This window comes from Rhodococcus sp. 15-725-2-2b (genome assembly GCF_002259075.1).
Lineage (GTDB): Bacteria > Actinomycetota > Actinomycetes > Mycobacteriales > Mycobacteriaceae > Rhodococcoides.
Genome location: NZ_NPFL01000004.1, coordinates 115015 through 141464, shown reverse-complemented (window position 1 = coordinate 141464; position 26450 = coordinate 115015). Strand labels below are relative to the sequence as shown.

General features: G+C 64.0%; 28 protein-coding genes. 19 read left to right on the top strand and 9 right to left on the bottom strand.

What is annotated here, in order from left to right; translation table 11 throughout:
- Positions 1 to 334 precede the first annotated feature (334 nt).
- Positions 335 to 640, bottom strand: coding sequence for a hypothetical protein (locus CH306_RS02390; RefSeq protein WP_373453962.1), 306 nt, complete (start codon positions 638 to 640; stop codon positions 335 to 337).
- 146 nt (positions 641 to 786) lie between these two features.
- Here CH306_RS02390 and CH306_RS02385 point away from each other — a divergent pair, with 146 nt between their 5' ends.
- Both CH306_RS02385 and CH306_RS02380 read left to right on the top strand, forming a co-directional pair.
- Positions 787 to 978 (top strand): cupin domain-containing protein, encoded by a 192-nt coding sequence (locus CH306_RS02385; protein WP_094645569.1) that lies wholly within the window; start codon positions 787 to 789, stop codon positions 976 to 978.
- A gap of 96 nt (positions 979 to 1074) precedes the next feature.
- Complete coding sequence (locus tag CH306_RS02380) at positions 1075 to 1815, top strand: aspartate/glutamate racemase family protein (RefSeq protein WP_094645568.1); 741 nt, start codon at positions 1075 to 1077, stop codon at positions 1813 to 1815.
- 119 nt (positions 1816 to 1934) lie between these two features.
- On the opposite strand, the gene CH306_RS02375 is transcribed toward CH306_RS02380, so the two are convergent.
- Positions 1935 to 3245, bottom strand: coding sequence for a DUF1254 domain-containing protein (locus CH306_RS02375; protein ID WP_094645567.1), 1311 nt, complete (start codon positions 3243 to 3245; stop codon positions 1935 to 1937).
- Between the two features lie 122 nt (positions 3246 to 3367).
- On the opposite strand from CH306_RS02375, the gene CH306_RS02370 reads away from it, so the two are divergent.
- Both CH306_RS02370 and CH306_RS02365 read left to right on the top strand, forming a co-directional pair.
- Positions 3368 to 3733 (top strand): YidH family protein, encoded by a 366-nt coding sequence (locus CH306_RS02370; RefSeq protein WP_094631457.1) that lies wholly within the window; start codon positions 3368 to 3370, stop codon positions 3731 to 3733.
- A 2-nt stretch (positions 3734 to 3735) separates the two neighbouring features.
- The gene (locus CH306_RS02365; RefSeq protein ID WP_256981031.1) at positions 3736 to 4113 is read left to right on the top strand and encodes a DUF202 domain-containing protein; all 378 of its coding nucleotides are present in this window, start codon (positions 3736 to 3738) and stop codon (positions 4111 to 4113) included.
- Positions 4114 to 4187: 74 nt separating this feature from the next.
- On the opposite strand, the gene CH306_RS02360 is transcribed toward CH306_RS02365, so the two are convergent.
- Entirely contained in the window at positions 4188 to 5234 is a 1047-nt protein-coding gene (locus tag CH306_RS02360) for an ABC transporter substrate-binding protein (RefSeq protein ID WP_256981013.1), read from the bottom strand.
- Positions 5235 to 5342: 108 nt separating this feature from the next.
- Between CH306_RS02360 and CH306_RS02355 the strand changes: the two genes are divergently transcribed.
- Positions 5343 to 6707 (top strand): DUF1254 domain-containing protein, encoded by a 1365-nt coding sequence (locus CH306_RS02355; protein ID WP_094645566.1) that lies wholly within the window; start codon positions 5343 to 5345, stop codon positions 6705 to 6707.
- 16 nt (positions 6708 to 6723) lie between these two features.
- Here CH306_RS02355 and CH306_RS02350 read toward each other — a convergent pair whose 3' ends face one another.
- The 6 genes from CH306_RS02350 to CH306_RS02325 are packed head-to-tail and all read right to left on the bottom strand — an operon-like array spanning position 6724 to position 13085.
- A complete protein-coding gene (locus CH306_RS02350) occupies positions 6724 to 7743 on the bottom strand; it encodes an NADP-dependent oxidoreductase (protein ID WP_094645565.1) in 1020 nt (339 codons plus the stop codon).
- Positions 7744 to 7799: 56 nt separating this feature from the next.
- Positions 7800 to 8843 carry an ABC transporter substrate-binding protein gene (locus CH306_RS02345; RefSeq protein WP_094645564.1) on the bottom strand — a complete coding sequence of 348 codons (1044 nt, stop codon included), beginning with the start codon at positions 8841 to 8843 and terminating at the stop codon, positions 7800 to 7802.
- A 16-nt stretch (positions 8844 to 8859) separates the two neighbouring features.
- On the bottom strand, positions 8860 to 11052 hold the full coding sequence (locus CH306_RS02340) for a 3-hydroxyacyl-CoA dehydrogenase NAD-binding domain-containing protein (protein ID WP_094645563.1): 2193 nt from the start codon (positions 11050 to 11052) through the stop codon (positions 8860 to 8862).
- Between the two features lie 36 nt (positions 11053 to 11088).
- Positions 11089 to 12300, bottom strand: a complete 1212-nt coding sequence (locus CH306_RS02335; protein WP_094631464.1) for an acetyl-CoA C-acetyltransferase — start codon at positions 12298 to 12300, stop codon at positions 11089 to 11091.
- Positions 12301 to 12339: 39 nt separating this feature from the next.
- Complete coding sequence (locus tag CH306_RS02330) at positions 12340 to 12717, bottom strand: hypothetical protein (RefSeq protein ID WP_094645562.1); 378 nt, start codon at positions 12715 to 12717, stop codon at positions 12340 to 12342.
- Positions 12714 to 13085, bottom strand: a complete 372-nt coding sequence (locus CH306_RS02325; protein WP_094631466.1) for a nuclear transport factor 2 family protein — start codon at positions 13083 to 13085, stop codon at positions 12714 to 12716. The genes CH306_RS02330 and CH306_RS02325 overlap by 4 nt, the downstream gene beginning before the upstream one ends.
- Before the next feature lie 91 nt (positions 13086 to 13176).
- On the opposite strand from CH306_RS02325, the gene CH306_RS02320 reads away from it, so the two are divergent.
- From CH306_RS02320 to CH306_RS02255, 14 genes are all read left to right on the top strand, one after another.
- Complete coding sequence (locus CH306_RS02320; protein ID WP_094645561.1) at positions 13177 to 14310, top strand: acyl-CoA dehydrogenase family protein; 1134 nt, start codon at positions 13177 to 13179, stop codon at positions 14308 to 14310.
- 102 nt (positions 14311 to 14412) lie between these two features.
- Complete coding sequence (locus tag CH306_RS02315) at positions 14413 to 15201, top strand: enoyl-CoA hydratase/isomerase family protein (RefSeq protein ID WP_094645560.1); 789 nt, start codon at positions 14413 to 14415, stop codon at positions 15199 to 15201.
- A 48-nt stretch (positions 15202 to 15249) separates the two neighbouring features.
- Complete coding sequence (locus CH306_RS02310) at positions 15250 to 15639, top strand: Zn-ribbon domain-containing OB-fold protein (protein ID WP_094645559.1); 390 nt, start codon at positions 15250 to 15252, stop codon at positions 15637 to 15639.
- Positions 15636 to 16787 carry a thiolase family protein gene (locus tag CH306_RS02305; RefSeq protein WP_094631470.1) on the top strand — a complete coding sequence of 384 codons (1152 nt, stop codon included), beginning with the start codon at positions 15636 to 15638 and terminating at the stop codon, positions 16785 to 16787. Before CH306_RS02310 ends, CH306_RS02305 begins: the two co-directional genes overlap by 4 nt.
- A gap of 25 nt (positions 16788 to 16812) precedes the next feature.
- Positions 16813 to 18021 (top strand): acyl-CoA dehydrogenase family protein, encoded by a 1209-nt coding sequence (locus CH306_RS02300; protein ID WP_094645558.1) that lies wholly within the window; start codon positions 16813 to 16815, stop codon positions 18019 to 18021.
- On the top strand, positions 18018 to 18977 hold the full coding sequence (locus CH306_RS02295) for a phosphotransferase family protein (RefSeq protein ID WP_094631472.1): 960 nt from the start codon (positions 18018 to 18020) through the stop codon (positions 18975 to 18977). Before CH306_RS02300 ends, CH306_RS02295 begins: the two co-directional genes overlap by 4 nt.
- A gap of 30 nt (positions 18978 to 19007) precedes the next feature.
- Positions 19008 to 20210: an acyl-CoA dehydrogenase family protein gene (locus tag CH306_RS02290; RefSeq protein WP_094645557.1), complete on the top strand. Its 1203-nt coding sequence runs from the start codon at positions 19008 to 19010 to the stop codon at positions 20208 to 20210.
- Positions 20207 to 20965 carry an SDR family NAD(P)-dependent oxidoreductase gene (locus CH306_RS02285; RefSeq protein ID WP_094645556.1) on the top strand — a complete coding sequence of 253 codons (759 nt, stop codon included), beginning with the start codon at positions 20207 to 20209 and terminating at the stop codon, positions 20963 to 20965. Before CH306_RS02290 ends, CH306_RS02285 begins: the two co-directional genes overlap by 4 nt.
- Positions 20966 to 21008: 43 nt before the next feature.
- Positions 21009 to 21767: an SDR family NAD(P)-dependent oxidoreductase gene (locus CH306_RS02280; RefSeq protein ID WP_094645555.1), complete on the top strand. Its 759-nt coding sequence runs from the start codon at positions 21009 to 21011 to the stop codon at positions 21765 to 21767.
- Positions 21767 to 22843: an alcohol dehydrogenase catalytic domain-containing protein gene (locus CH306_RS02275; protein ID WP_094645797.1), complete on the top strand. Its 1077-nt coding sequence runs from the start codon at positions 21767 to 21769 to the stop codon at positions 22841 to 22843. Before CH306_RS02280 ends, CH306_RS02275 begins: the two co-directional genes overlap by 1 nt.
- Complete coding sequence (locus CH306_RS02270) at positions 22840 to 24357, top strand: class I adenylate-forming enzyme family protein (protein ID WP_094645554.1); 1518 nt, start codon at positions 22840 to 22842, stop codon at positions 24355 to 24357. Before CH306_RS02275 ends, CH306_RS02270 begins: the two co-directional genes overlap by 4 nt.
- A 42-nt stretch (positions 24358 to 24399) precedes the next feature.
- A complete protein-coding gene (locus CH306_RS02265) occupies positions 24400 to 25023 on the top strand; it encodes a TetR/AcrR family transcriptional regulator (RefSeq protein WP_094631477.1) in 624 nt (207 codons plus the stop codon).
- 69 nt (positions 25024 to 25092) lie between these two features.
- A complete protein-coding gene (locus CH306_RS02260; RefSeq protein ID WP_094645553.1) occupies positions 25093 to 25428 on the top strand; it encodes an EthD family reductase in 336 nt (111 codons plus the stop codon).
- Positions 25425 to 26441: an MBL fold metallo-hydrolase gene (locus tag CH306_RS02255; protein WP_094645552.1), complete on the top strand. Its 1017-nt coding sequence runs from the start codon at positions 25425 to 25427 to the stop codon at positions 26439 to 26441. Before CH306_RS02260 ends, CH306_RS02255 begins: the two co-directional genes overlap by 4 nt.
- Positions 26442 to 26450: the final 9 nt, after the last annotated feature.

Sequence of the window (26450 nt, the reverse complement as noted above, 5' to 3'; positions counted from 1 at the left end):
GTCGATGGTGACCCGGACACCGATCGGTTTGTCGCACTGGCGCAATGCCGTCACCTCGTCGTTGAGCGGCACAGCCAGCGCGCAGGCCAACGCGTCCGATGGGGGCGCACCACCCGTTGCCGGCGATCGCGCATCAACTCGAATCGGCCGCTACGCCCTTTGGGGGACTTCCTCGACAGTGAGGGCTTGCGGGGCGTCACACGTAAGCTCTAAGAGCATGGGGCATCGTCGCCCGCGTCTGCCACGGCGCTGCACCCATCTCACTGCAGGCAAGAAGATGGCCGGATTCGCTTGGGCCGAAGAAGTTTTCGCTATTCACGTCATGGCGTGAACCTCACCGGTCGGGTTCCTCGACCGAATGCACGGTCAGCTCGACGCGAACAGCCGGTTCGAGGTGATTGGCCACAACATCAGCGGTATGTTCGTCCGTGTAGTGGCCGATGATGATGCCTGTCCCGAGGCCATTGACCAGGGCCGCCAACCTCACGCACTCGCTGCGAACGAGATCGGGTGCAATCTCGTTCGCAGCGAGTGTGCCCTCGAGCACCCCGATGAGCTCGCTCTCGAGCCTGTCGACACCGCTGATGGACGGTTGCTCCGCGATCTGAGGGCTCGTAATTACCAAGACGGCGTAGGACATGCTCGGTTGATGAAATACCCGGCTTTTTTCGTCTGTGGGAAGGGCCTCGGACACGAACGCTTCGATTACCGAACGCGCCGGGCGCGACAGCGGGATGTCGGCCAGCCGCTGTGCCCAGCGTTCGTGACTACAGCGCTCGAGATAGTATGCCGGATGCCCAGGGGTCGTTCGAGTTGTTCCACGTAGTCTCGGGGGTGTTGACGCTGATGGCCGACGGCGAAGTTGCGACCGTCGGGACCGGGGAGTCTGCGAGGCTCAGAAGCGACCGGATATATCGGTACGTGAACGACGAATCGGTTCCGACGACGTTCTTCAGAACGGTCGTACTTGCTAGGTAGAGAATCGAACGGGGCCGAGATTCGTCGCTGCCAGACATAATGCCATCGTTGTTCGCGACCGGTATCGCAAGAGTGAGGACATGAGGAGGCGATCGAATGCGGACTTTGGGGCTCATCGGCGGAATGAGCTGGGTCAGCACCGCCGAGTACTACCGGCTCATCAACGAGATGACCGCCGACAGACTCCAGGGCTTGCACTCTGCGCACATCGTTCTGGAATCCGTTGACTTCGGTGAGATCGAAGCACTCAAGCTCGAGGGTGAGTGGGACGAGATCGGTGCCAGATTGGTCTCAGCAGCGCGCCGACTCGAAACTGCAGGGGCCGATGCGATTGTGTTGTGCACCAACACGATGCACTACGTCGCTCCGCAGATCGAGAAGTCGCTCCACGTGCCCTTTCTGCACATCGGCGACACTACGGCCGAGGCTGTGGCAGAGCATGGTCTTTCGAAGGTGGGCCTGTTGGCCACTGCGTTCACGATGGAAGAGGCCTTCTATCGCGAACGCTTCTCCGCACGCGGAGTGCACTTGGTGACTCCGGACGCTGCGGGCCGCGAGGCGGTCAGCAGCATCATCTACGACGAGTTGTGTCACAACATCGTCACGGAGCAATCGCGTGAAATCTACCTCGCGGTGGTCGACAACCTCATCGACGCGGGATGTGAAGGCATCGTCCTCGGATGCACCGAAGTCGAACTGTTGATACGACCGGATGACCTCGTCGTACCCACTTTCCCATCCACGCGTTTGCATGCCCGAGCGGCTGTGGACTTTGCGCTGCCCGCGCCACCGAATTCCGCTGACTTCGAGAATCTCAGCGCGCCAACGAGACACTGAGTTTTCTTCGCGGCCGAGCTCGAGACGCTATTCACCGCAACGTCCTTCCGGCGGGCACTGCGTGGCGGGCGGGGCGAACTGCTCAGATTGCTCGACAACAACGTCGAACCAGGCACCGATCACTCGAGTCGAATCACCGGCGGGGGAGACCAGCTGCCCGGCCGGGGTCCGTAGAGCCGGAGCATGAGTCGGAAGTCACCGCGTGGGCAGGGAATCCAATTGACTGTCGTTCCCGGTGCGGGACGGGTCGTTCGAATCACCACGGTCAGTGACCCGTCCTCGTTGTGTTTCAGGTCTGGTGTGCGGTCGGTGATGGCGTACCGGTCCAATTCGTTCGCGTAGAGAAGTCCTCGCGCGTGGTAGACCGTCATCGACCAGAAATAGTCTGCCGGAGGAAAGTGACCGGCCCGAAACGTGATGGCGTAGTTGTTCGCGCCGTTGAGTGGACGGCCATCCTCGTCCTGTTCGCACACGGGGTAGGACGCCTCGGCCGCCGGATTGATGTAGATCTGGGAGTAGGCGACCGCGGCTCGTAGAAGATGATCCGTGCCGAACTCCGCACCAGCGTCGTTGATGGCCCAGCCGTTGACGATTCGACCCATCGATTTCACCTGCACGGCAATGTCTTCGAGACCTGCCAGTAGCCCGTCGGCGATGTTTTGCTCGGTGGTGTCACGGTCGACTGTGGCCTCGAGTGCATCGACGAGACGGCGGTAGGTGAGCCTCACCCAGCTCGGTACGTCCGAATCGGCAAGGCCACCGATCGCGTGATCGAGGGCGGCGAGAAATGCGACGGGTCGCCGCTGTTCGTCGGAACGTTCGACGGTGCTCAGAACAAGGTCTGCATGTTCAGCCGTCGGTGAGGACGGGCCGGTCAGAACGATGAGGTTCTGCAACTGGTGGACCCTGTGCAAGTCTCCTTCACGAGATGGATCGACGAGAATCCGGATGGCGATCATGACGAATCTCGATCGACAGGCCACCCATCCGTCCGCAGCTGTATCCGCGGACCTGGATGTCCGCCGGAACAAGGTGATCGAAGGGACGCGAGACCCATGTGTCCTGTGCCCGAGGACCGTGTTCGTGGACGAGTCCGCCTCGCCGACCTGCACGCTGTAGTAGCGGTCGGCGAAGTCCGGCAACCGAAGCTCGAAGGTACCCGAGTCCAAGTCGACGAACGCCAGTGAGTAGAGGGTGTCGACGTTCGGGGCGACGCCCGCCGTCAGCGTGGGATCGGCCAATTCACGTTGGTGGCCCAGGTGATTCAGCGGGGCTCCGGCGGACGTGGATGTTCGCTGAACGTGGGGATCCGACGGAGAAGTGAAGCGCAGCCTCAGGCGTTGGGCAAAGACCACGGGGAACCCCCAGACCTGGAGTGCGCGCGCATCGTCGCGCAGATCGGGGTGTGTCGGCGTGTTCTGGTTCGTCATGTTGCCCCTTGAGATGAACTGAATTCACCTTGACTGTAGTCTGGAAACAGCATCAAAAGTCGTGATTCGAGAAGGTCCGGACGCAGCGAGGCTCCGGCTGCAGCGCAGTTCGAGAGGTCGAAGTGAAAGACGGCAGGCGTGGCAGATTTCCTCGGTCGGTCTATTCCGTTGGGAGCGAGCCTGATCCACGCTTCAGTCTGGCGAATGAGCGAACCTACCTGGCGTGGATTCGAACGTCGCTGGCGTTGATGGCGGCAGGGGTGGCCCTCCAGGTGTTCGGCATCGGTGGCGGCTCCGCTCCGAGTGTGGTGGCCTCGGTGATGCTGATCGTGGCGTCGATCGGGGTTCCGCTGCATGCGTGGTGGGGCTGGGCACGAACCGAGAAGAGTATGCGCAATTCCGAAGCGCTTCCGTCTCCTCGTATCGCTCTGCCGTTGGCGTCGGTCCTCGCAGCGGTCGGCGTTCTGGTTCTGTGGTCCGTCCTGTGACGATGCGGCGACGCCGACGGGAGCAACCGGCCGGGCGGCCGGGCGGCCAATTGGGCGACGGGGGATTGCAGGTCGAGCGAACCGAGTTGGCCTGGGCGCGAACGGAGTCGGCGGTTGCGGTGTGCGCGGTGATCGGTATCCGCCTGAGCGCGCACACCCGCCAGCCGGCGTTGGTTGCGCTGGCCGTCCTCGTCAGCTTCTGTGCGGCGGGGCTGCTGGTCTCGGGGTGGATCTCGCGAACGAGGTGCGGACGGACGGACGGGACCGAATCGACGGTGCCGCTCGCGTTTCCGTTGCGTGCCCATGTCATTGCAGCGTTGATCCCGACCCTCGGACTGATCGCCCTGACCTTCGTCATCTGGACCGCTGTTTCATGGTGACGTGGAAAAGCGCAGGCCGTGACGGTGCGATCCCGTCACGGCCTGCCCTCGATCTCGAGTAGCTGCAGAGTGCGCTACCCCAGGAACTGCTGTTCCCACTCCGCGGACTGTTGGTCGACGTACTGCTTGGTCAATTTCTCGGGGTCGGGAGCGTGGACATCGTGCGCGTCGGCGGTGGCCCCCGCAATTCCGGGCAGCGCTGTCGCTACTCCGATGGCTTGCGCGGTTTGCCCCTCCGCGCTGACGAGAAAGTCCGCGAGAAGCTGAGCCGCATTGGGATGAGGCGCAACCGCGGTGACATGTCCGTAGAAGGGGGTGCCCCACGATGGGGTCGGCAGAGCCCAGTTCACCGGCGCACCGGCCGCGACCTCTTGAACCAGCGGCTGCACCATCGGGGCTACGACTATTTCTCCCGACGTCAACGCCTGCGCGATTCCGAGGGCGCTGGGGTAGATCCTCGGCTCTTGCTCGGCGAGCCGTTCCTGGAAGTCGTCACCGAAATTCTTGCGGTAGAAATCGTAGAGATCGACATAGGACGCGATGCCCACAGGGCTGACAACGCCCACTCGCCCTTTGTATTCGGGGGCCAGAACATCTCGAGGATCGGTCAGGTCGGTTGTTACCGCATCGGTGTTCCACCCCATCCCGAAGGTGGCCGCCACGTTCAGGAACAACCGGTCGTTCTTGATGCTGGACTCCCGGTCGTACTCGGGGTTGTCGAAACTCGGGCCCCGCAGTTCCTGGGAGTAGCTCCCGGATTCCGCCGCGGAGGCGATCCATGCGGTATCGGTGACGACGTGAACGTCGGCGATCCCCTTCTTCGTCTTGTTCTCGACTTCGACCCGAGGGTTCAGGTCTGCGTCCGTGCCTCGAACGTATTCGAGAGTGATGTTCGGGTACTTCGCATTCCACGCGGCTTTGACGCTGTCGAGGATGGTGGTGTTCTGGCTCGAGTACAGAGTCACCGAGCCTTCTTGCTCGGCTGCCGCCACCACTTCTTCCCAGCTCCCATCCACCGACGCAGTCTCACCCGCCGACGAGCCGCAGGCGCTGAGTGCGGCAGTCGACACAGCGAGAAGCATCGCGGTGATGACGTGTTTTGACCGAAGCGAATATCGCATGACGTCGTCCTCCTAGTTGAACTGACCTCAGTTCACCAGGTAGGGTACGTGATGTCAATCACTTCCTGAGGGTGGTGTGATCGTTCGGCGAGAAAGGACTGTCCACCGATGCGTACGTACGACGCGAACTCGGCCGATCAGCTCACTGCAATCGATACGGCGGACATAGTCCCGTCGGACGCGGTGGACCGACAGGAATGGGCGCGTTCGTCGGTGCTGCAGGCCGTGATCTACGGCTTGCCGTCGGTGTACCAATACGCCGCCATGTGCTCCGCGTGTGCACCGCCCGGAAGCGACGACCCGTGGGCGCTCGACACGCTGGTTCACGAGCGAACGATTGCCGGTGCGGATTTCGAGGCCTTTCGGGTTCCCAACGTCGACACGCTGTATTCCAATGCTTGGCTGAACCTTTCGGACGGTCCGATTGCCATCGTCCTGCCCGATTTCGGCAGTAGGTACTACACGTTGAACTTTCTCGATGCCTACAGCAACGCCAGCAACGTCAGCAGGCGTACGCACCCCGAGCAGCCACGTGAGCTGCTTCTCGCGTGTGCGGACTGGACCGGCACGGTCGCGGACGGCGTGGAGGTGTTCCGGGTCGCGACACCGATCATGTGGCTGTTGATGCGGATTCAAACTTTCGGGGTGGTGGACCTGCCGACCGTGCACGGTCTGCAGGATGCGGTCACGATCGACGCACCTGCCCCGTCGGCGCGGGCGTGGCCGGTGGTCGATCCACGTGAGGTCGAGACCTCCGCGTCAGCGTTTCTGTCCGCCCTCGATGCGTCGCTGGCTCTGAACGGAGTGCCGTTCACCGACATATCCCACGTGCACCAATTCCGTCATCTCGGTGTGGGCACGGGCACCTTCTCTGTGAACGACCTCGACGAGGCAACACGTGAAGGCATGGAACAAGGTTTCGATACAGCGATGACCATGTTGTCCCGGTCTCGATCACTGCTGGGACGTCGCACCGAATCCGGCTGGACGCGGGTGCTCGGCAAGGGTGCCCACGGGCACAACTTCTTTGCACGTGCGGTCATGAACTACGTCGGTCTCGGTGCCAACGTTGTCGAGGAGAACTGCTCGTACAACACCTACGTCGACCACGAAGGACGCCCACTGTCGTGCGAAGGCGGAGACGATTACCGCATCGAGTTTTTCGCTTTACCACCGGCACAGGCTTTTTGGAGCATCACACTCTACGACGCGCAGACCGGCTGGTTGTACGACGCACCCGGGAAGAAGCATTCGGTGGGATCGGCGGTCAATGGAGGCGACGGAGCATCGGGACCGTCGACCATCACAGTGAGCGCATCGCCGTCCACGACCGACAGTCCCGATCACGCCTGGCTTCCGGCACCCCAACATCCGTTCTTTCTGGTCCTGAGGATCTATCAACCGGCCGAGGATGCCCTGAGCGAGAACTGGACGCCGCCGCGCGTCGTGCGGTCGAATGGCGGACTGCTCTGAACCGGTGCGTCTGGGTTCACAGTCGGCAGAGCGTCTTTCCGGTCGTTCGCCCGTTCAGTAGATCGACTAGTGCGGTGGAGGCGTGCTCGAGGCCGTCGTAGATCGATTCCTCGTGGATCAAGGTCCCGTCGGCCAGGCGGCTTCCGACAGTGGATCGCACTCTGTCGTAGAGATGGCCGAACGAGCCGGCTCGAAATCCTCGGACCGACAAGCTTTTCGCCGTGATCTGAAACAGATTCGACGGCAGCGTGTTCGAGGTCTCGTAGGTGGAAATTGCCCCGCACATCACGACGCGTCCTTCGGGGTTGAGTGCGTCGAGGGCGGCGATGAAGTGAGAACCGCCGACGTTGTCGAAGTATGCGTCGATCCCGTCCGGGGCGGCCTGTGCGAGCAGGCTGCCCACGTCGCCGTCGTGGTAATCGAACGAGCTGGAGGCTCCGAGGGCATCGACCAGGTGATCGGCCTTGCGTCGGCTGCCTGCGGACGCGATCACCGTGCACCCGTGGTGGGCGGCGAGCTGGGTAGCGATACTGCCGACTGCTCCCGCGGCGGCCGAGATCCAGACGGTATCGGACGGTCGGATGCCCATGACCTCGAAGAGGCCGACATAGGCCGTGAGGCCAGAACTACCCAGCGGGCCGAGATACCACTGTTGGGGCCAGTCGTGGGCGTCGATTCTGGTGAGGGTGCCCGCGCCGCCCAGCCCGCCGGCCGCGGCGGAGACCACTGCGAAGTCGCGGTAGCCGTGCATGTGCGACACCAGATCTCCGGGCCGAAAGTCCTCGTGCCGTGACTCGACGACGATGCCGAGTGCCAATCCCACCAGCGCATCTCCAATCCGGAGGGGTGGGAGATATCCGGACGGTGCCGATTCACCCAATCGCAGACGAATCGACGGATCGATCGAGAGCCAGGTAATTCGTACCAGCACTTCGCCATCGAGCAGTGGGGCGAGCGGGATGTCCGTCAGCTCCAGATGCTCGGTCGTGAGTTTCTCGCTGGGGTGGGCGGCGAGGCAGAGCGCTCGGCTGATCATGGTCGAGGTCGGGCTCCTTCGAGGCGGGTCGACGATTGTGAGGGGCCGAGCACCGCTCAGGTGAACTTGCTTTCCCACTCCTGTTGAAACTGCGAGACCTTCTCGGGCGTCAGCGAATCCGTATCGGGCAGTGGAATGTCCTGAGCCGACGCGACAGAGTTCTCGATGTCGGGCAGAGCGCTGCCGTAGCCTTTCGACAGAGCCCGCTGTCCGTCGGGGGTGACCATGAAGTCGGCCAACACTTGGGTGGCGTTGGGATGCGGAGCCGAGGACAACACGTGGGAATACCACGGGGTGCCCCACGCCGGATCGGGAAGCGTCCACTCCACCGGTGCTCCCGATTCCATTTCCCGGACGAGTGGCTGGACCATCGGTGACGCGGCGATCTCGCCCGAGCTCAGTGCCTGAGCCACGGCCAACGCGCCCGGATACACCCGAGGTTCCTGAGCGGCAAGCTTGTCCAGAAAGCCGCCACCGGCCCATTTTTCGTCGAAGAAGCGATACTCGTCGACGACTGCTGCAAACCCTGCCGGATTCACGACACCTATGCGGCCTTTCAGCGCCGGGTCCAACAGATCCTGCGGAGACGAGAGCCCGGCAGGGAGGGCGTCGGTGTTCCATCCGAGTGCGAATACCGCTGCGCTGGTGAGGAAGAACTCGTCGCCGAGGACACTGCTGGTCCGATCGTAAGCCGGGTCGTCGAACGCAGGGCCGACGATCTCGGTCGAATAGTTGCCCGATTCGGACGCGGTGGTGATCCACGCCGGGTCGGAGAGCATGTGTACGTCGGCTGTTCCGCGGTTCGTGCGGGCTTCAGTTTCTACTCGCGGGTTCAGCTCGACATCGCTACCGCGGGTGAATTCGAGATCGATGCCGGGGTATTTCGACTCGAAGGCAGCCTCGAGCGCCGCGAGGTTCTCAGGGTGTTGGGTGGAGTACAGGTGCACGCTCCCTTCGTCGTCGGCCGCGGCCACGACGTCGTCCCACGTTCCCTGCACCGGTGCGGAACCGGCTTCCTGCGACGACTGCCCGCAGGCCGCGGCGACGAGTGTCACCGCGACGATTCCGGCGGATAGCAGCGATCGACGTATTGTGCTCATGGCACACTCTTTTCGTTCAGGATGCGAGTGAGTAGACGCGCTGGCCGCGCGTCGCTTTGTCGACCAGGGACTGGGGCGGTTCGAAATGGGCTCCGTACTTCGACGCCAGCTCTCGGGCACGATCGACGAAACCCGGTAGCCCACCGTCGTATTGGTCGATGTACTGGATGACGCCCCCGGTCCAGGAAGGGAAGCCGATTCCCAGCAGCGACCCGATGTTCGCATCGGCGACGGTGGTCAAGACTCCTTCGTCCAGACATTTGACGGCCTCGATCGCTTCGGCGAACAGCATCCGTTCCTGCATGTCCAGGAGGGGGATCCGGCTGGAACCGGAATCGAAGGCGGTGCGTACGCCCGGCCAGATCCCACTTCGCACGCCCGAGTCGTCGTAGCTGTAGAAGCCGCCGCCCCCGGTTCGCCCGGAACGACCGAGTTCGTCGACCATCTTGTTCATCACCGCGTCAGAGCCATGGGTTCGAGGTGGCTTGCCCTCGCCGGCCGCCGCGCGTTCGTTCTCCTTGCGGATCTTCTGCGAGAGCGTGAGAGTCACCTGATCCATCAACTGCAGCGGCGGGACCGGATAGCCCGCCTGTGCGCCGGCCTGTTCGACGAAGACGGGATTGATGCCTTCACCGACCGCGGCCATCGCTTCGTCCAGGAATGCGCCGATCACTCGCGAGGTGAAGAACCCGCGGCTGTCGTTGGCGACGATGGGGGTCTTACCGATCTGGAAGACGAAATCGATGACCTTCGCGAGCGTCGAGTCCGATGTGCGCTTGCCGCGAATGATTTCGACCAGTGGCATTTTGTCGGCTGGTGAGAAGAAGTGGATCCCGATGAAATTCTCGGGTCGACTCACACCGTCGGCCAGAATGGAGATGGGGAGCTGGGAGGTGTTGGAGCCCAGGACGACATCCGCGGGAACGATACCGTCGAGCTCGCGGAAGATCTGTGTCTTGACATCTACCGACTCGAATGCGGCTTCGATGACCAGATCTGCGGCGGCGCAGTCGGCGGCGTCCGCGGTCGGCCGGATTCTGCCGAGCAGCGCCGCGGATTTCTCGGCGGTCGTCGACCCCCGCTCGAGGGCCTTCGCCTCCAACTTCTCCGCGTAGTTCTTTCCGCGATCGGCGGCGACCTGGTCGACATCCCTGAGCACGACCTCGACACCGGCCCGGGCACAGACGTATGCGATTGCGGCACCCATCATTCCGGCACCGATGATTGCCACGGTGCGGGTGGTGAACTTGTCGTGGCCTGCCGGGCGCGAGGTGCCGCGCTGGATGGTCTGCATGTCGAAGAAGAACGCGCGAATCATGTTCTGCGCGACGCGACCGGTCATCAGTGAGACGAAGTAGCGGGTCTCGATACGATCGGCCGTGTCCACATCCACCGACGCGCACTCGGTAGCGGCGGCGAGGATAGCCCTCGGAGCGGGGGCGGGTGCCCCTTTGAGCTGCTTGCGCAGCAGTGATGTTGCGACCAGCAGATTCTGGGCGACGGCCGGATCGGTCGGTGCGCCACCGGGGATGGTGAAACCCTTGACGTCCCACGGCTGCACCGCGGACGGATTGTCGGCAATCCACGCCTTCGCGGCCGGGACCAACTCGTCGATACGACCGACGGTGGCATCGACGAGACCGAGCTCGGTCGCCTCGGCCACCGAGTGCTGCTGACCCTTCGTCAACACCTTCGAAAGGGCGGCGTCGAGTCCCATCAACCGGACCGTTCTGACGATGCCGCCACCGCCGGGTAGCAAGCCGAGCGTCGCTTCGGGAAGACCGATTCTGGTGCCCGGCAGATCCACTGCGATGCGGTGGTGGGTGTGCAACGCGATCTCGAAACCACCGCCGAGGGCCGCGCCGTTGATCGCGGCCACCACGGGGCGCCCGAGAGTTTCGAGCCGTCGAAGCACGGTCTTGATGCCGTCGATTCGGTCGGTCAAGGCGCGGGCGACGTCCCGCTGGTCGACATCGCCCGGGTCGGCTGTCATGTCGTCGAGATCGCCGCCGGCGAAGAACGATTTCTTGGCCGACGTGATGACGACGCCTGTGATGTCGTCCTTTTCGGCTTCGAGTCGCTCCACTGCGGCTGCCATCGAGGCGATGTACGCGTCGTTCATCGTGTTCGCGCGCTTGCCTGCGTCGTCCATCGTGAGGACGACGATGCCGTCTGCGTCGCGTTCCCACCCGATCATGTTGTCGGTCATGTTCTCTCGTATTCCTGTGTGTCGACGATGGGCGGTTCAGAGGCGTTCGATGACGGTGGCAACGCCCATTCCGCCACCGATGCACAGGGTGATCAGGCCGTATCGGCCACCGGTTCGTTCCAACTCGTCCAGCACGGTGCCCACCAACATCGCGCCGGTGGCACCGAGCGGGTGGCCCATCGCGATCGCTCCGCCGTTGACATTGGTCTTCTCGTGCGGGATGTCGAGGTCTTTCATCCATTTGAGCACCACCGAGGCGAAGGCCTCGTTCAGTTCGAACACGTCGATGTCGTCGACGGTCAGGCCCGCTCGCTTCAATACCGCCACTGTGGCCGGGGTCGGACCGGTGAGCATGATGGTCGGTTCACTGCCGACCTGGGCCGTGGCCACGATGCGGCCGCGTGGAACCAGGCCCGCGCGCGAACCGGCCGCGGCACTTCCGATGAGAACCAGCGCAGCACCGTCGACGATGCCCGACGAATTCCCACCGGTGTGCACATGATCGATGCGTTCGACATCGACGTACTTCTGCAGAGCCACGTCGTCGAATCCTGCTGCCTTCCCCAGCGCGGCAAAGGCGGGCTTCAATCTGCCCAGGCTGTCCGTCGTGGTGCCCGGGCGGCGGTGCTCGTCGTGATCGAGCAGAGTGACGCCGTTGAAGTCCTCGACAGGAACGACGGACTTCTTGAAATAGCCTGCATTCCACGCTGCCTCGGCGCGTCGCTGGGACTCCACCGCGTACGTGTCGACATCGTGACGGGAGAATCCCTCGACCGTCGCGATCAGATCGGCACCGATTCCCTGCGGAACGATGTAAAGGTCGTAGGCGGTGGCCGGGTCGGTGAACAGGGCACCGCCATCGCTGCCCATCGGCACTCGGGACATGGACTCGACGCCGCCGGCGATCACCAGGTCGTCCCACCCGGAGGCGACCTTCTGTGCCGCCAGATTCGTCGCTTCGAGGCCCGACGCGCAGAATCGATTGATCTGGGTGCCGGGCACCGATTCCGGTAGGCCTGCCACCAGCGCGGCGGCGCGGGAGATGACCGCTCCCTGCTCTCCGATCGGAGAGACGACGCCGAGGATGACGTCGTCGATGTCGGACGGATCCATATCGGGGAATCGGGCGCGGAGTTCGGTGATCAGCCCCGCGACGAGGTTCACCGGCTTCACTCCGTGCAGCGATCCGTTGCGGCCCTTACCTCTCGGCGTGCGAATGGCCTCGAAAATCAGTGCGTGCTCTGACATCTCGCTCTTTTCTTCTCTGTTTCGCGAGCCGATCGGCTCCTAGTCGAACGCCAATTCCGGCGTGCGGGCGATGAGCAACCGTCGGACGTGCCCGTTGTCGTCGAGTTGGGCCGAGGCGTTGAACGACGCCTCGAAGGCTCCGTCGCGGGTGGTCCGTCCCAGCACCATCTCGGTGCCGTCGACGGATGCGCCGCGATCGAGATGATGGACCAGGGTGCTCTTCTCACGTTGCTGCAGGTATGCGACGAGACCGTCTCGGTCGCCGACGAACTCGGCTGCCTCGCCGAGTCCCTTGGAGAATTGGACCGACATACGAAAGTCCGCTGAAATCATGGTGAGGACCCGGTCCGGATCCTCGGAATCCATGTACTCGAACCAGCGGAGCAAGGTGGGCGTCGGGTGCGTGTTCGACGTCATCGTCGATCTCCTTCATCGGTATCGAGGAGGGTGAATTCGGCATCGAACGAGACCTGGTACCGGTCGATGAGGCCGTCCGGACGAACTCGCATGACTCCGACGAAGAAGCCCGTCGTTCGATCTCCCTCGGTCACCGCACCGTGCACGAATTGCAGGTCGTGGTCGACGGCCGATCGAAGAACTCGATGCTTGCGATCGACGGGGGGCCGGCCGGCCAGGTATTCGAGCATGGCGGCCCGCCCGGTCTTTCGATTCGCCCCGCCCGGCAGGATCATCGAGAATTCGACGTCCGCCGACAACATTGCCACCGCCTCGTCCAGGTGGCCGGCGTCCAGGGTGGCGTAGTACTCCACTATCTCCAGTGACATGAATTGAACTTAGTTCAGGCAAACCCTGTTTGTCGAGGGTTTCAGACGTTATGGTTCGAGAAAGAACTGAATTCAACTCGAGTGGAGCGACATGACATCATCACACCGCGACGCGCAAGTCCCCTGGCCTCGTTCGGAACCATCGGCGCTGACGCCCGGCAGTGAACAGGCCGAGATTCGCGAGACCATCCGTGGGGTTCTGGGCAAGTATTCGACGATCGAACAGGTGCGTTCCGCAGCGGACTCTACTCCCGGCTACTCGGTCGATCTGTGGAAACGACTGGTCACCGACATGTCGGTGACTGCCCTCGCCGTTCCCGAGGAGTCGGGCGGACTCGGCTACGGAATGGTGGAGCTGGGCATCATCCTCGAGGAGTGCGGTCGCGCTCTGGCCGTCGAACCCGTCTATCAGCATGCAGCCGTAGGTGTTCGCGCCGTGATGGAGGCGGGCAATTCGGACGTGTTCGAGGAACTTCTCGACGGCACCACGGTCGCTGCGGTGAGCGCGCTGACCGCCGAGTCCGACGACCTCGACGCTCACCGAATCGGCGACGGTTGGGTTCTGAGCGGACATGCACGCTTCGTGGTCGGAGGTGGTGGTGCCGATCTCATCGTTGTCAGCGCCCGCTGTCCAGAAGGGGCTGCACTCTTCGCAGTGTCGGCGAAAAGCGCTTCTGCAGTGCGTGATCGGCGTGTCGTCGACTCCACCAGGCGTCAAGCGGACATCTCGTTCGATGGAGCCGCGGCGACGCTTCTGGTTCCGGCCGATCGAGCAGCCGAGGCGATCGCACGAATACAGGACGTGTCGACTCTGGCGCTCGCGTGCGAGAACACCGGTATCGCCGATGCCCTGCTGCAGATGACGCTCGACCACGTCAAGGCGCGTCATCAGTTCGGCCGCCCCATCGGTTCGTTTCAGGCGATCAAACACCGCCTGGCCGACATGCTGATCGAGCTCGAGCGGGCCAGATCGGCCGCCCGATATGCCGCAGCGGTGTACGACGAGGATCCCGAGGAGGCCCGGCTGGCGATTGCCGTCGCGGGTGCGGTGTGCAGTGACGCCGCGGTGCACGCGGCCCACGAGGCCGTGCAGCTGCACGGGGGAGTGGGTTTCACGTGGGAACACTCGGCGCACAGCTACTTCCGTCGAGTTCTGGGAAACGAAGCACTGCAGGGTGATTCGCGGTCTCATCGGGCGCGGATCGCCGATTTGCTTGCCGTCTAGACCGATTGCCGCGGTCGCCGGGGATCGGCTATTGACGCCATCGCCTCGATGATCAATACTGAAGTGAATCCAGTTCAACTTGCACTCTCGAAAGGCTGTCACATGATCGACACCGACCACATTCTGTTGGAGAAGGACGGCGACGTCGCTCGCGTCTGGCTCAACCGCCCGCACAAGAAGAACGCTGTCACGGTGGAGCTGCTGCATCGCCTGGACGAAATCATCGTCGAGGTGGACAACGATCCGAACCTCAAGGTTCTCGTGCTCCGCGGAGTCAACAACACCTTCTGCTCGGGCTTCGACCTCGACGAATTGCTGTCGGACTTCATCGGCACCACCACCGCCATGGACGTCGCCGTCCTGTCGGCGAAGGTGTGCGATCGTCTGTACTCCATGAACACTCCGTCCGTTGCGGTGCTCGAGGGTTACGTCACCGCCGGTGGCTTCGAACTGATGATTTCGTGCGACTTCGCTATCGCGGCCGACGACGCAAGAATTGGCGACTTCCACATCCGCCGTGCATTGTTCGGTGGTGCCGGCCCCATCTACCGCCTGCCCCGCATGATCGGCATCCGCAAGACGAAGGAACTGATGCTCACGGGCAAGCTCCTCAGTGGCCAGGAAGCGGTGGACTTCGACCTGATCAATGCGTCCGCGCCGGCCGAGGACCTCGACAAGACCGTCGACGAGTTCATCGGGAACCTCACTGACAAGAGCCCGTTCATGATGAAGCTGACCAAGATGTGCATCGATCGCGGTCTGGATGCGGACATCCAGTCGCTCATGGTCATGGAGCATCTCGCAGTCGGCAATGCGCTCCAGTCCGAGGACGGCAAGGAGGGCGTCACCGCATTCCTCGAGAAGCGTGAGCCCAAGTGGGTCGGGCGCTGATCCGCTCCACGTCCGCGTTCTGACCGAACAGCCCGAAAGGCAGCATCAATGGAGCAGGCAACGGCCGTCGCACTCGAGGGCAGCAGGTGCACTGTGTGCAGAACCGTGGCTTTCCCCGCGAGTGCGATGTGCAGCAGGTGCGCCACACCCAGTGCGGAGAACATCACGCTGAGTACGCGAGGAACCCTGTGGGCCTATACGATTCAGCGTTTCGCGCCCAAGTCTCCTCCCTACGTGCCACCGGCCGGCGGGTTCGTTCCCTTCGCAGTCGGCTACGTGGAACTGCCCGAGGGCATCAAGATCGAAGCGATCATCGACTGTGAGAGCTTCGACGAACTGGATGGGGCACCGGTGCGTCTGACGTCCACCGCGCCGGTGCCCCGATTTGCTGTCGACGCACTCGGCACGCAACCGGAATCGACAGGAATCGCACAGTGACACAGAATGTTTCGATCATCGGTGCCGGCCTGTCGAAGTTCGGCCGCCAGCCAGGAGTGTCCGGCAGGCAGATGGCCGTCACCGCGATCGGCAACGCACTGATGGATGCAGGAGTGGCCTGGCCGGACGTGCAGGTCGCGTTCGGTGGCAGTGACGGCTCGGGTCTGGCCGACACTCTCGTCGCCGAATTGGGTTTCACCGGCATCCCGTTCACCAACGTCAAGAACGGTTGCGCAACAGGCGGAAGCGCGTTGTTCTCGGCGGTCAACGCCGTGCGCTCGGGCTCCGCGGACGTCGCTCTCGCAGTCGGATTCGACAAGCATCCACGTGGCGCGTTCGACCCACGACCGGCGGAGTGGGGACTCCCCGACGGCTACGGCGAGGCCGGTCTGATGGTCACCACCCAGTTCTTCGGTGCCAAGATCTCCCGCTACATGCGTCAGCACGACATCTCGAGTCGGACGCTGGCCCTGGTCGCCGAAAAGGCATATCGCAACGGAGTTCTCAACCCCAACGCCTGGCGACGCGAGGCCATGGATGCCACGACCATCGCCGAAGCCGACATGGTCAACGATCCACTCACGCGGTACATGTTCTGCTCACCGGGTGAGGGAGCGGCTGCCATCGTCGTGGCCGGCGAGGACTACGTCGCGCGAGCCACCGGTCGGCCCGTGAAGATTGCCGCCATCACCCACCGAACCCGCCGATTCGGATCCTTCGAGGTCTTCAGCCCCTCCGTTCAGGGGGCCGGCGAACCCACCAGTGTAAGCGCCGACGCGGCACGTGCGGCCTTCGAGCAGGCCGGCATCGCTCCGGGTGACGTCGACGTCGCGCAGCTTCAGGACACCGAGAGCGGTGCCGAAATCATGCACATGGCCGAATGCGGGTTCTGCGAGCCCGGCGAGCAAGAAGCCATGATCGCGGCCGGGGAAACCGACATCGGTGGACGCCTGCCGATCAACACCGACGGCGGTTGCATCGCGAACGGAGAACCCATCGGAGCCTCCGGTCTGCGTCAGGTGCACGAGATCGTGACCCAGCTACGTGGCGAAGCCGGCGAACGCCAGGTCCCCGGTACTCCGCGAGTCGGTTTCACCCACGTGTACGGCGCACCGGGCATCAGTGCCTGCACCGTGCTGACTGTCTGACCCGAGACGAACCAGAGGCAATACAGTGACACAACGAACGTTTCCGGACATCGACGAGTTCGGCGAGCAGGCGACCGCATGGTTGAAAACCGTTGCAGCGGCACGTACCGACTCGGTGTGGGGCGACGGGCCGGATACGGTCGCCGTCTTCGAGAACTGGACCGCGGAGGAAGAGCAGGCGCACACCGACCGGATTGCCGCGTACGAGCAGGCGAAGTTCGATGCGGGATGGGGCGCGTTGAATTCCCCGGTCGAGTACGGTGGCCGCGACCTACCGCTGTCGTACGTGCTCGCCTTCCGGCGCGTCGAGGACACGTTCGACGTTCCCAAGAGGACCGAGATGTTCTCTGTCACACAACAATTGGTGGCACCCACCATCGCGCAGTGGGGAACCGAACAGCAACGTACCCAGTACGTCCGGGCAATGCTCCGAGCTGACATCATTGCCTGCCAGTTGTTCTCCGAGACCGAAGCCGGTTCCGACCTGGCCGCGGTCCGGACGCGAGCAACCCAGGCGGAGGACGGGTCGTGGACGATCGACGGTCACAAGGTGTGGACATCGGGTGCCCGTGTCGCCGACTACGGAGTTGCGCTGTGCCGGACCGACTCCACCGTCGCCAAGCACGCCGGATTGACGATGTTCCTGGTTCCGATGGACGCGCCCGGGGTCGATGTGCGTCCCATTCGTCAGATGACGGGCGGAAGCTCGTTCAACGAGGTGTATCTCGACGGGGTACACCTCAGTGACGACTATCGGCTGGGTCCGGTCGGCAAGGGCTGGCAGGTTGCCCTGACTGTGTTGGCGGCCGAACGCCTGGACGGTGGAAATCTCGGGCTCGCGAATGCGGATCGCGCTGTGGCCCTTGCTCAGAACCTCGGCCGTGAGCTGACCGAGATCGAGCGCGACGCGGTTGCCGATCTGGTGACGCGTAGTTTCGTCCAGCGGATCGGCAACATGAGAGTGGCCGGTGCTGTCATCGCAGGCAACGACCCGGGGCCGGAGGCCTCGCTCGGAAAGCTTCTTGCCACCGACACGATGGCCAGAACTTCCGAGGTCGCGCGTCTGCTGCTCGGTCGTCATCTGACGTCCGACTCGGATCGCTGGGGCACCTTCGCCTGGTCCGAGCACCTGCTCGGAGCCCCGGGGTATCGAATTGCGGGCGGTACCGACGAGATTCAGCACAACATCATCGCCGAGCGTGTGCTCGGTCTGCCGAGAGAGCCGCGACCATGACCGAATCCTCCCTGCGCGCACGCGTGTCCGCCGCGCTGGACGCCGAGCTCGGCGTCACCGTCAGCACATTCGAACCGCTCCTCGGTGGACATTCCGGATTGACCTATCGAGTGAGCACGTCCGACGGCGACTTCGTCGTCAAGGCGGTCCCGGAGGGACAACGGTCGGTCGGGCGGCACGACATGCTCCGGCAGGCCTCGATTCTGCGCGCGCTCGCCGACACCGATGTGCCGGTACCGGCAATCGTGGCGGTCGACGAGCAGGAACCGGCGTGGTTCGCGATGGAGCTCGTCGTCGGAGAGTCGCTCGAACCGGTGCTCGACGACCCCGAGGTGGAACCGAGTATCGCGGCCGCGCGGATGCGGCGAGCCGCAGAAGTGCTGCCGGCGTTGCATGCCGTGCCGCTCGCCGACATTCCCGATACGGGCGACATCCTCTCGCCTGCGGATGAATTGGACCGGTGGTCCAAGACGCTCGCCGCGGTTCCGGTGGAACTCGTGGAGGGTGCCGACGAGTTGGTTCGACTGCTTCGCAGAGACATTCCGGCGGCGATCACACCCACACTCGTCCACGGGGACTACCGGTTGGGAAACATCATCTCCGACGGTCTCGAGCCGGCGGCTCTGATCGACTGGGAGATCTGGAGCGCAGGTGATCCACGCGTCGAATTGGGATGGTTTCTCGTCTTCGCCGACGGTACCAACTTTCCCGGTGTCGGCCGCGACGTGCCCGGTCTGCCCAGTACCGACGAACTGATCGCCTGCTACACCGGGAGCGGTCCGGCGCTGCCGGACATGACATGGTTCGACGCCCTGGGACGGCTCAAGATGGCAGCGATCATGGGCCACAACCTGCGTCGGCACCGCGAGGGGCGCCACATCGACCCGGATCAGGAAAAGCTGCCCGCGACCATCCGCAGGTTGATCGACACCGGCACCGCATTGCTCGCGCGCTGACGCACCATCACTCGACAGGAGCACACGGAAGTGGACTTTTCCTACTCACAGCGGACGGCCGAATTGTCGGCCACGCTCGAGACATTCATGAACGACCACGTCTATCCGGCCGAGAGTGTCTACGACGCTCAGATCGCCGCGAACGACAATCCCCACGAGCAACCGCAGATCATGCGGGATCTGCAGACACGCGCCCGCGAGCTGGGGTTGTGGAACCTGTTCATGACCCACGACGACCTCGGTGCGGGCCTGACCAATCTCGAGTACGCGCCGCTCGCCGAGATCGTCGGCCGTTCCATCATCGGCAACGAGGCGATCAACTGCTCGGCACCCGACACCGGAAACATGGAAATCTTGGCCATGTACGGCACGGAGGAGCAGAAGGAACATTGGCTGAAGCCGTTGTTGGACTGCACCATTCGCTCTGCGTTCGCCATGACCGAACCCGATGTCGCCAGCTCGGACGCCACCAACATCACCTCGACCATCACGCGTGACGGGGACGAGTACGTCGTCAACGGCCGAAAGTGGTACACCTCGGGCGTTCTCGATCCCGACTGCAAGCTCATGATCTTCATGGGGAAGTCGGATCCGGACAGTTCCACCTACCGCCGGCAGAGCATGATTCTCGTTCCGGCCGACGCCCCCGGCGTAGAAGTGGTGCGCGACCTGCCCATGTTCGGGTTCCAGGATCGGCTTGGCCACGGCGAAGTTCAGTTCACCGACGTGCGCGTGCCCGCCGCCAACATGCTGGGAGAGGAGGGCGACGGATTCGCCATCGCCCAGGGGCGACTCGGGCCCGGCCGCATGCACTACGCCATGCGGGCGATCGGCATGGCCGAGCGCGCTCTGGAAATGATGTGTCGGCGCTCGCTCGTTCGGCAGGCATTCGGCGGACCGTTGTCCGATCGAGGTGTGGTACGTGAGTGGATTGCCCGCAGCCGCATGGAGATCGACCAGATCCGGTTGTTGGTGTTGAAGTCGGCCTGGTTGATGGATACCGCCGGAAATGCCTCGGCTCGTTCGGAAGTGGCGGCCATCAAGGTGGCTGCGATGGAGGTGGCCCACAAGGTCGTCGACCGAGCGGTGCAGACCTACGGCGCGGCCGGAGTCAGCAACGACACCATTCTCGCTCGGCTCTATGCCATCACCCGAGCTCTGCAGATTGCCGACGGCCCCAACGAGGTCCATCTGCGGACCATCGCCCGACTCGAGGTCAAGAGGTACGCATGAGTACACCGAAATTGGACGGCAAGGTCGCCCTGGTGACGGGAGCGAGCCGTGGGCTCGGTCTGGCGATCGCACGCGGACTGAAGGACGCAGGCGCGACGGTCATCGTATCGAGCCGCAAGCTCGAGGCCTGCGAGAGCGCTGTCTCGAGCTTGGGTGACACGGGCCCGGGCAGTGCGCATCCGTACGCGCTGCACGTCGGACACTGGGAGAGCATCGAACCGGCCGTCGACGACATCATCGCGCGATTCGGGAGCCTCGACATCGTCGTCAACAACGCCGGGATCGCGCCGCTGGCGGAGAATCTCGTGTCGGTCACCGAGGGACTGTGGGACAAGACGATCGAGGTCAATCTCAAGGGACCGTTCCGGTTGATGGCCGTCGCCGGGGACAGGATGGCGGCTGCCGGAGGTGGGTCCATCATCAATATTTCGAGCATCGGTGCCGAGCGACCCAGCCCACCCGAGGCGATGTATGCGGCAGCCAAGAACGGGCTCAATGCGCTGACCCGCGCGTTCGCCCAGGAGTACGCGCCCACGGTGCGCGTCAACTGTGTGATGCCCGGCGGTTTCGCCACCGACATGTCCGAGAACTGGGACGACGAGTTCATCGGCAAGATCGTCGACCGGCTCCCGGCCGGACGGCTGGGGCGGCCCGACGAGCTCGCCGGCTTGATCACCCATCTCGCCTCGGACGACGCCGGGTACACAACGGGCGCGATCATCCCGGTCGACGGCGGTCGTACCGCCGTCTACTGACCGATCACTCGTATTGTCCGACAATCAGTTTGGAAGTGGACACATGACCCAGGACATGTTCTCGCTGACCGGTCGCGTCGCTGTGGTCACCGGTGCCTCGTCGGGGCTCGGCCTCGGTTTCGCCCGGGCTCTCGCCGCGGCAGGTGCCACGGTGTACGCCGCCGCGCGACGGCTCGACCGGCTCGAAGCGTTGTCGGCCGAGATCCCGGCCATCGTGCCCGTGCGGTGCGATGTCACCGACGACAGCGACCGGCGAGCTCTCGTCGATCGTTGCTTCGACGAACGCGGCCGGCTCGACGTCGTGATCAACAACGCGGGCAAGCCCGGCCCGCCCAACGCCGAGGACGAGACGCTGGACGGTTTCCAGTCCATCCTCGACGTCAACCTGATCGCCGGGTTCCATCTGGCCACGTATGCGGTCGGCAAGATGCCGAGTGAGGCAACAGCGTCGATCATCAACATCTCCTCGGTGATCGGGCTGGTGTCCACTGCGCCGATCGGCGGTGCCAGCTACGCGGCGTCGAAGGCAGGCACGCTCGGCCTCACTCGTGAACTGGCCGGTCAGTGGGGTCGACGAGGCATTCGCGTCAACGCCGTGGTGCCGGGGTGGTTCGATACCGAGATGACCGATGGCCTGTTCACCAACGACAAGTCCGCAGGGTGGGTGCGGCGGAACACCATGCTCGGACGCGGCGGCGTCGACGGCGAGATCGACGGTGCCGTGCTGTTTCTGGCCTCGGACGCCAGCTCCTACATGACCGGTCAGACCCTGGTGGTCGACGGCGGATGGACTGCTCGCTGATGTTGGCCGTGCAGGTCCTTCAGTGGGGGAGCGCACCGGAGTTCCGGGAGGTGCCGGACCCGGTGCCGACCGGGCACGAACTTCTGATCCAGGTGGACGCAGCCGGACTGTGCGGATCCGATCTGCACGTGATGAACTCGAGCGCAGAGGCTTTCGATTACGACCTGCCGCTGACGCTGGGGCACGAAGTGGCCGGAACGGTCGTCTCGGCTGGACCGTCGGCAGACCCTTCCTGGATCGGTCGCGCCGTGGTCGTACACGGAATCTGGAGCTGCGGAACGTGCCCGAACTGTCTGCGCGGCAGAGAGAACTACTGTCGCAGCCTCGCTCGGCGTCCCGACGGTCGGCTGGCCCCCATCGGAAACGGTCTGGGGTACCCGGGCGGCATCGCGCAGCTGATGCTGGTGCCGTCCGAACGCGTACTCGTTCCGATCGGTGATCTCGATCCTCTCGGTGCCGCGCCTCTGGCAGACGCGGCACTGACCGCGTATCACGCCATTCGCACCAACTCCGCCGTGATCGACGAGCGAAGCAACGTGGTCGTGATCGGAGTCGGCGGCCTCGGCCACCTTGCCCTGCAGATCCTGCGCACCATGGGCGTGCCGCACATCATCGCAATCGACTCCAAGGCCGACGCCGCTGCACTGGCCGAGTCCTCGGGAGCGCACGAGTTCTACGACTCCGTTTCCGCTGCGACGCAACGGCTCACGGCACTGGACGGTGCGGATCTCGTCCTCGACTTCGTCGGCGCGCCGACCACGACCGCCCCGGCGGCCGCCATGCTGCGGTCCGGGGGTTCTGTCGTGGTGGTGGGCAGTGCCGGCGGCCGACTGACGACCGGGAAGGATGTCGGTCTGGCCGCAGGATGGACGGTGGATGCCCCGTTCTGGGGTACCCGTGCCGATCTCGAAGCCGTCGTCGAACTTGCGCAGGACGGCTTGCTGCGCGCCGAAATCACCACCTTCCCCTTCACCGAGGCCATCTCTGCATACGACCGGTTGCGGGGCGGATCCGTCACCGGCCGTGCAATTCTCGACATGAGCGCATCACGAACCAGGAAAGAGTCAGACCAGTGAAACGGCTTGCCCGCGAGATGCTCGTCCGCGCCGAACAGACCCCCGATGCCGTCGCAGTCGTCGACGAAGACGGCAGTCACACGATCCGGACCGTGGTCGAGGCGGCGACATCCCTCGCCGACGTGTTCGGCGGTATCGACCCCAGCCCGCCGACCGTGGTGATTCAGGCCGACAACACCTGGGGTGCCGTTGCGGCTGCTCTCGGTGTCGGTCTCGCCGGCGGTGTGGTCGCGGTGGTCAGCCCGCACGCCACGGAGTCGGAGTTCGCGCTGGCACTCGAGGACATTCGACCCGACGTCGTCGTGGGAACGCCCGAGGCCCTTCGTCATTGGAGTGTGTCCGACGAGCAATTTCCCGTGGACAAGCCCGCCTTCGGTTCGTACCGCGTGCGGGCGTCGGGTGGTGCGTTCGCCTCTGTCGCGCGATGGAACGGAGGTGATGCGATCGCGATGACCTCGGGCTCGACCGGTCGACCCAAGTGCGTGGTGCAATCCGAGGACGCGATCAGGTACGCGTCTCGATCCACCATCGATGCCGTCGGCCTCCGCCCGGGCGAGGCGATCGGTGCCTTCGTACCGCTGTCGTCGGTTGCCGCATTCTGCTTCGGAATGTATCTGCCTGCGCTACTGGGAGGTCCGATGGTCGCCATCGGGAAGTGGTCCCCGGAGGCGGCCCTGCGGGCAGCGAAGGAACACCGGATTGCCTGGACGATGCTGGTACCGACCATGGCGCTACAGCTCTCGGTTGCACCGAACTCCGAAGGCACACTGAACACGATGCGCGCGATGACGGTCGGCGGCGGACCGATGAACGAGCGCGCGCTCGCCAAGGCCGAACAGTGGTTGCACACCACGTTCCTCCGAGTGTTCGGCATGTCCGAGTGCTTGGGCCACACGACACCCGCTCTCGAGGACCCGGTGTCGATCCGCCTCGGACGCGACGGGCGGCCGTTTCCCGGCACCACCGTGCGAGCCGTCGACTCGGACGGCCGTCCGCTCCCCGCGGACGATATCGGTGCCGCCCAGGTCAAGGGACCGTCGCTGTTCGTCGGGTACGCCCGTGCCGGAACTCCGGTCCCGCCCGAGCTGACGCCCGACGGTTTTCTTCCGACCGGTGATCTGGTGGAGGTCGCGTCGGACGGCTCGATTCGCGTCATGGGTCGGCAGAAACAGATCATCATTCGCGGTGGCCGCAACATCGACATCAACGAGGTCGAGTCGGCAATCGCTTCGCTGCAGTCCGTCGTGCAGGTCTGTGTCGTGCCGGTACCGGACGACCTACTGGGGGAGCGCGCAGCAGCGCTCGTGGTCACCGGTGGTGAGGAGCTCGAACTCGAGGACGTCACCGCGCAGTTGGCCGAGGACGACTTTCCCAAGTCGAAGTGGCCGGAATACGTGTTCACCGTCGACGATCTACCGCAGAATCGCGTCGGAAAACTGTCCCGGCCCGATGCGACGGCACTGGCCAAGCAGCTTGCAGCCGCAACTGACTCGAATTCACATCGGAAAATGTAAACTCGAACGAGGCCGGAACACGTGCTATCAGTAGGGGCAACCATGACCGTAGGAACCGACGTCCGACGCGAGAGTCCGCGGTCCAAGCGAACGCGCATTCTGTCGGCGGCGATCGACCACTTCGGCAAGGTGGGATACGAGCACACCAAGTGGGCGTCGATCGCCGACGAGGTCGGTATCGGTCAGACCGCGCTCTACCACTACTTCGAGTCCAAAGCGCACTGCTTGTTGACCATCATGCGCATAGAACTCGCGGACTCCGCCGCCCGTTTCGTTGCGGCCACCGACGGCGTCACGCACGCCGAGGACGCACTTCGCGCCGCGATTGCCGCGTCCTTGGCGGCATCACCTCAGGACGCATTGGCCCGGCGCATTCTCCACAATCACATGGATCTGCTGGCGACCGAACGTCAGTCCGCCAAAGAAGAGGCCGAGCGAGTCGAGTGCCGTGAACTCGTGCAACGGATCGAGAAGAACTGGACCGCATTGATCGGGCGGGGGATCGAGGCGGGCCAGTTCGCGGAATCGAATCCGACGATGTCTGCGCGTCTGGTGCTCGCCCTGGTGGTCAGCGTATGGCGTTGGTACCGGCCGGACGGTCCTCTGAGCATCGACGACATCACTGCACTGGTCACGGACGCAGCCATCAGAGTCGTACGAAAGTAGTCCGCACGTCGTCGGCGCTGCCGATTCTCGACGGCCGGCGTAACTGAACAGAATTCACTTAGGAGAAAAATGTACAACCTGGTCCTCGTAGCCGCCCGTCCTGCCGAATGGACTCATGATCAGTTCATCACGTGGTGGCGCGGCGAGCATGCCGACGTCACCTACCCCCTGCCCGGGTTGCTCCGCTGGCAGCACACCGAACTGCTCGAAGCGTTCGGTGGCAGGTCCGAAGGGTGGGACGGCCTGTCGGTGCTCAGCTTCGAGTCGCGCGACGCACTCGAGGCCGCGCTGGCCAGTGACGAGTGGAAGGCCGCCGTCGACCACGTCGGAACCATGGGCGGTCGACGCATGATGTGGTACGGCGACGAGAAGACGATGGTGCCCCTGGCAGGCGACGCAGGATGACGTCGTCGTGGGCCGAGCCGGGCTGCTTCCCGGTGGCCGACGGCGTTCATCGCGTTCCGTTGCAGATGCCTCAGGACGGCCTGCGAGCGATCAACGTCTACGCGCTGGAGACGCATACGGGTCTGGCTTTGATCGACGGCGGTTGGCACCGCGCGTCCACCCATGACGAGCTCGTGGATGCATTACGCCTCATCGGGCGTCGACCGTCCGAGATCCACGACGTGTACGTCACTCATGTGCATCGTGATCACTACACGTTCGCCGTGGAGCTGCGGCGTCGATACGGCACCCGGGTGCATCTCGGTGCCGCAGAGGCACCGGGCATCGACGCCATCGGTCGATTGCGCAGCAACGTTCCGGTCAGCTCGATTCGTGAACTCGAGCGCGCGGGCGCGTTCGAGATCGCTCGCATCGCGCGCGAGAGCGGAAAGGCCGAACCCTTCGACGCAGCGGACTGGGAGCTACCGGACACCTGGCTGCAGCCCGGACCGCTCGATATTCCCGGTCATGCGGTTCATGCTGCGCACACACCTGGGCATACCAAGGGGCACATGGTGTTTCACGATTCCGACCGGAACGTGTGTTATACGGGCGACCACGTTCTGCCCACCATCACGCCGTCGATCGGGTTCGAGCTCGGTGAGTGGGACCTGCCGTTGGACAAGTATCTGACGTCTCTGACCGCGATGCTCGACGGGCCGGACCGGACGATGTTGCCGTCACACGGCCATCCGGGTGCGGGTGTGCACGAGCGCTGCCGGCAGCTGCTCGAACACCACGATCGCCGTCTCACCGCTACCGAGAGCGTTGTCGAATCTGCCGGCCGCGCAACCGGATCGGACGTGGCAGCCGGCCTGACGTGGACTCGGCACGAACGATCGTTCGCCACCCTGGACAGCTTCAATAAGATGGTGGCGACCTGTGAGACGCTTGCGCACCTCGATGTTTTGGTCCAGCGCGGCCGACTGTCGGCGCGGACCTCCAACGGGGTGGACTTCTTCACCACCTGCTGAAGCATCCGC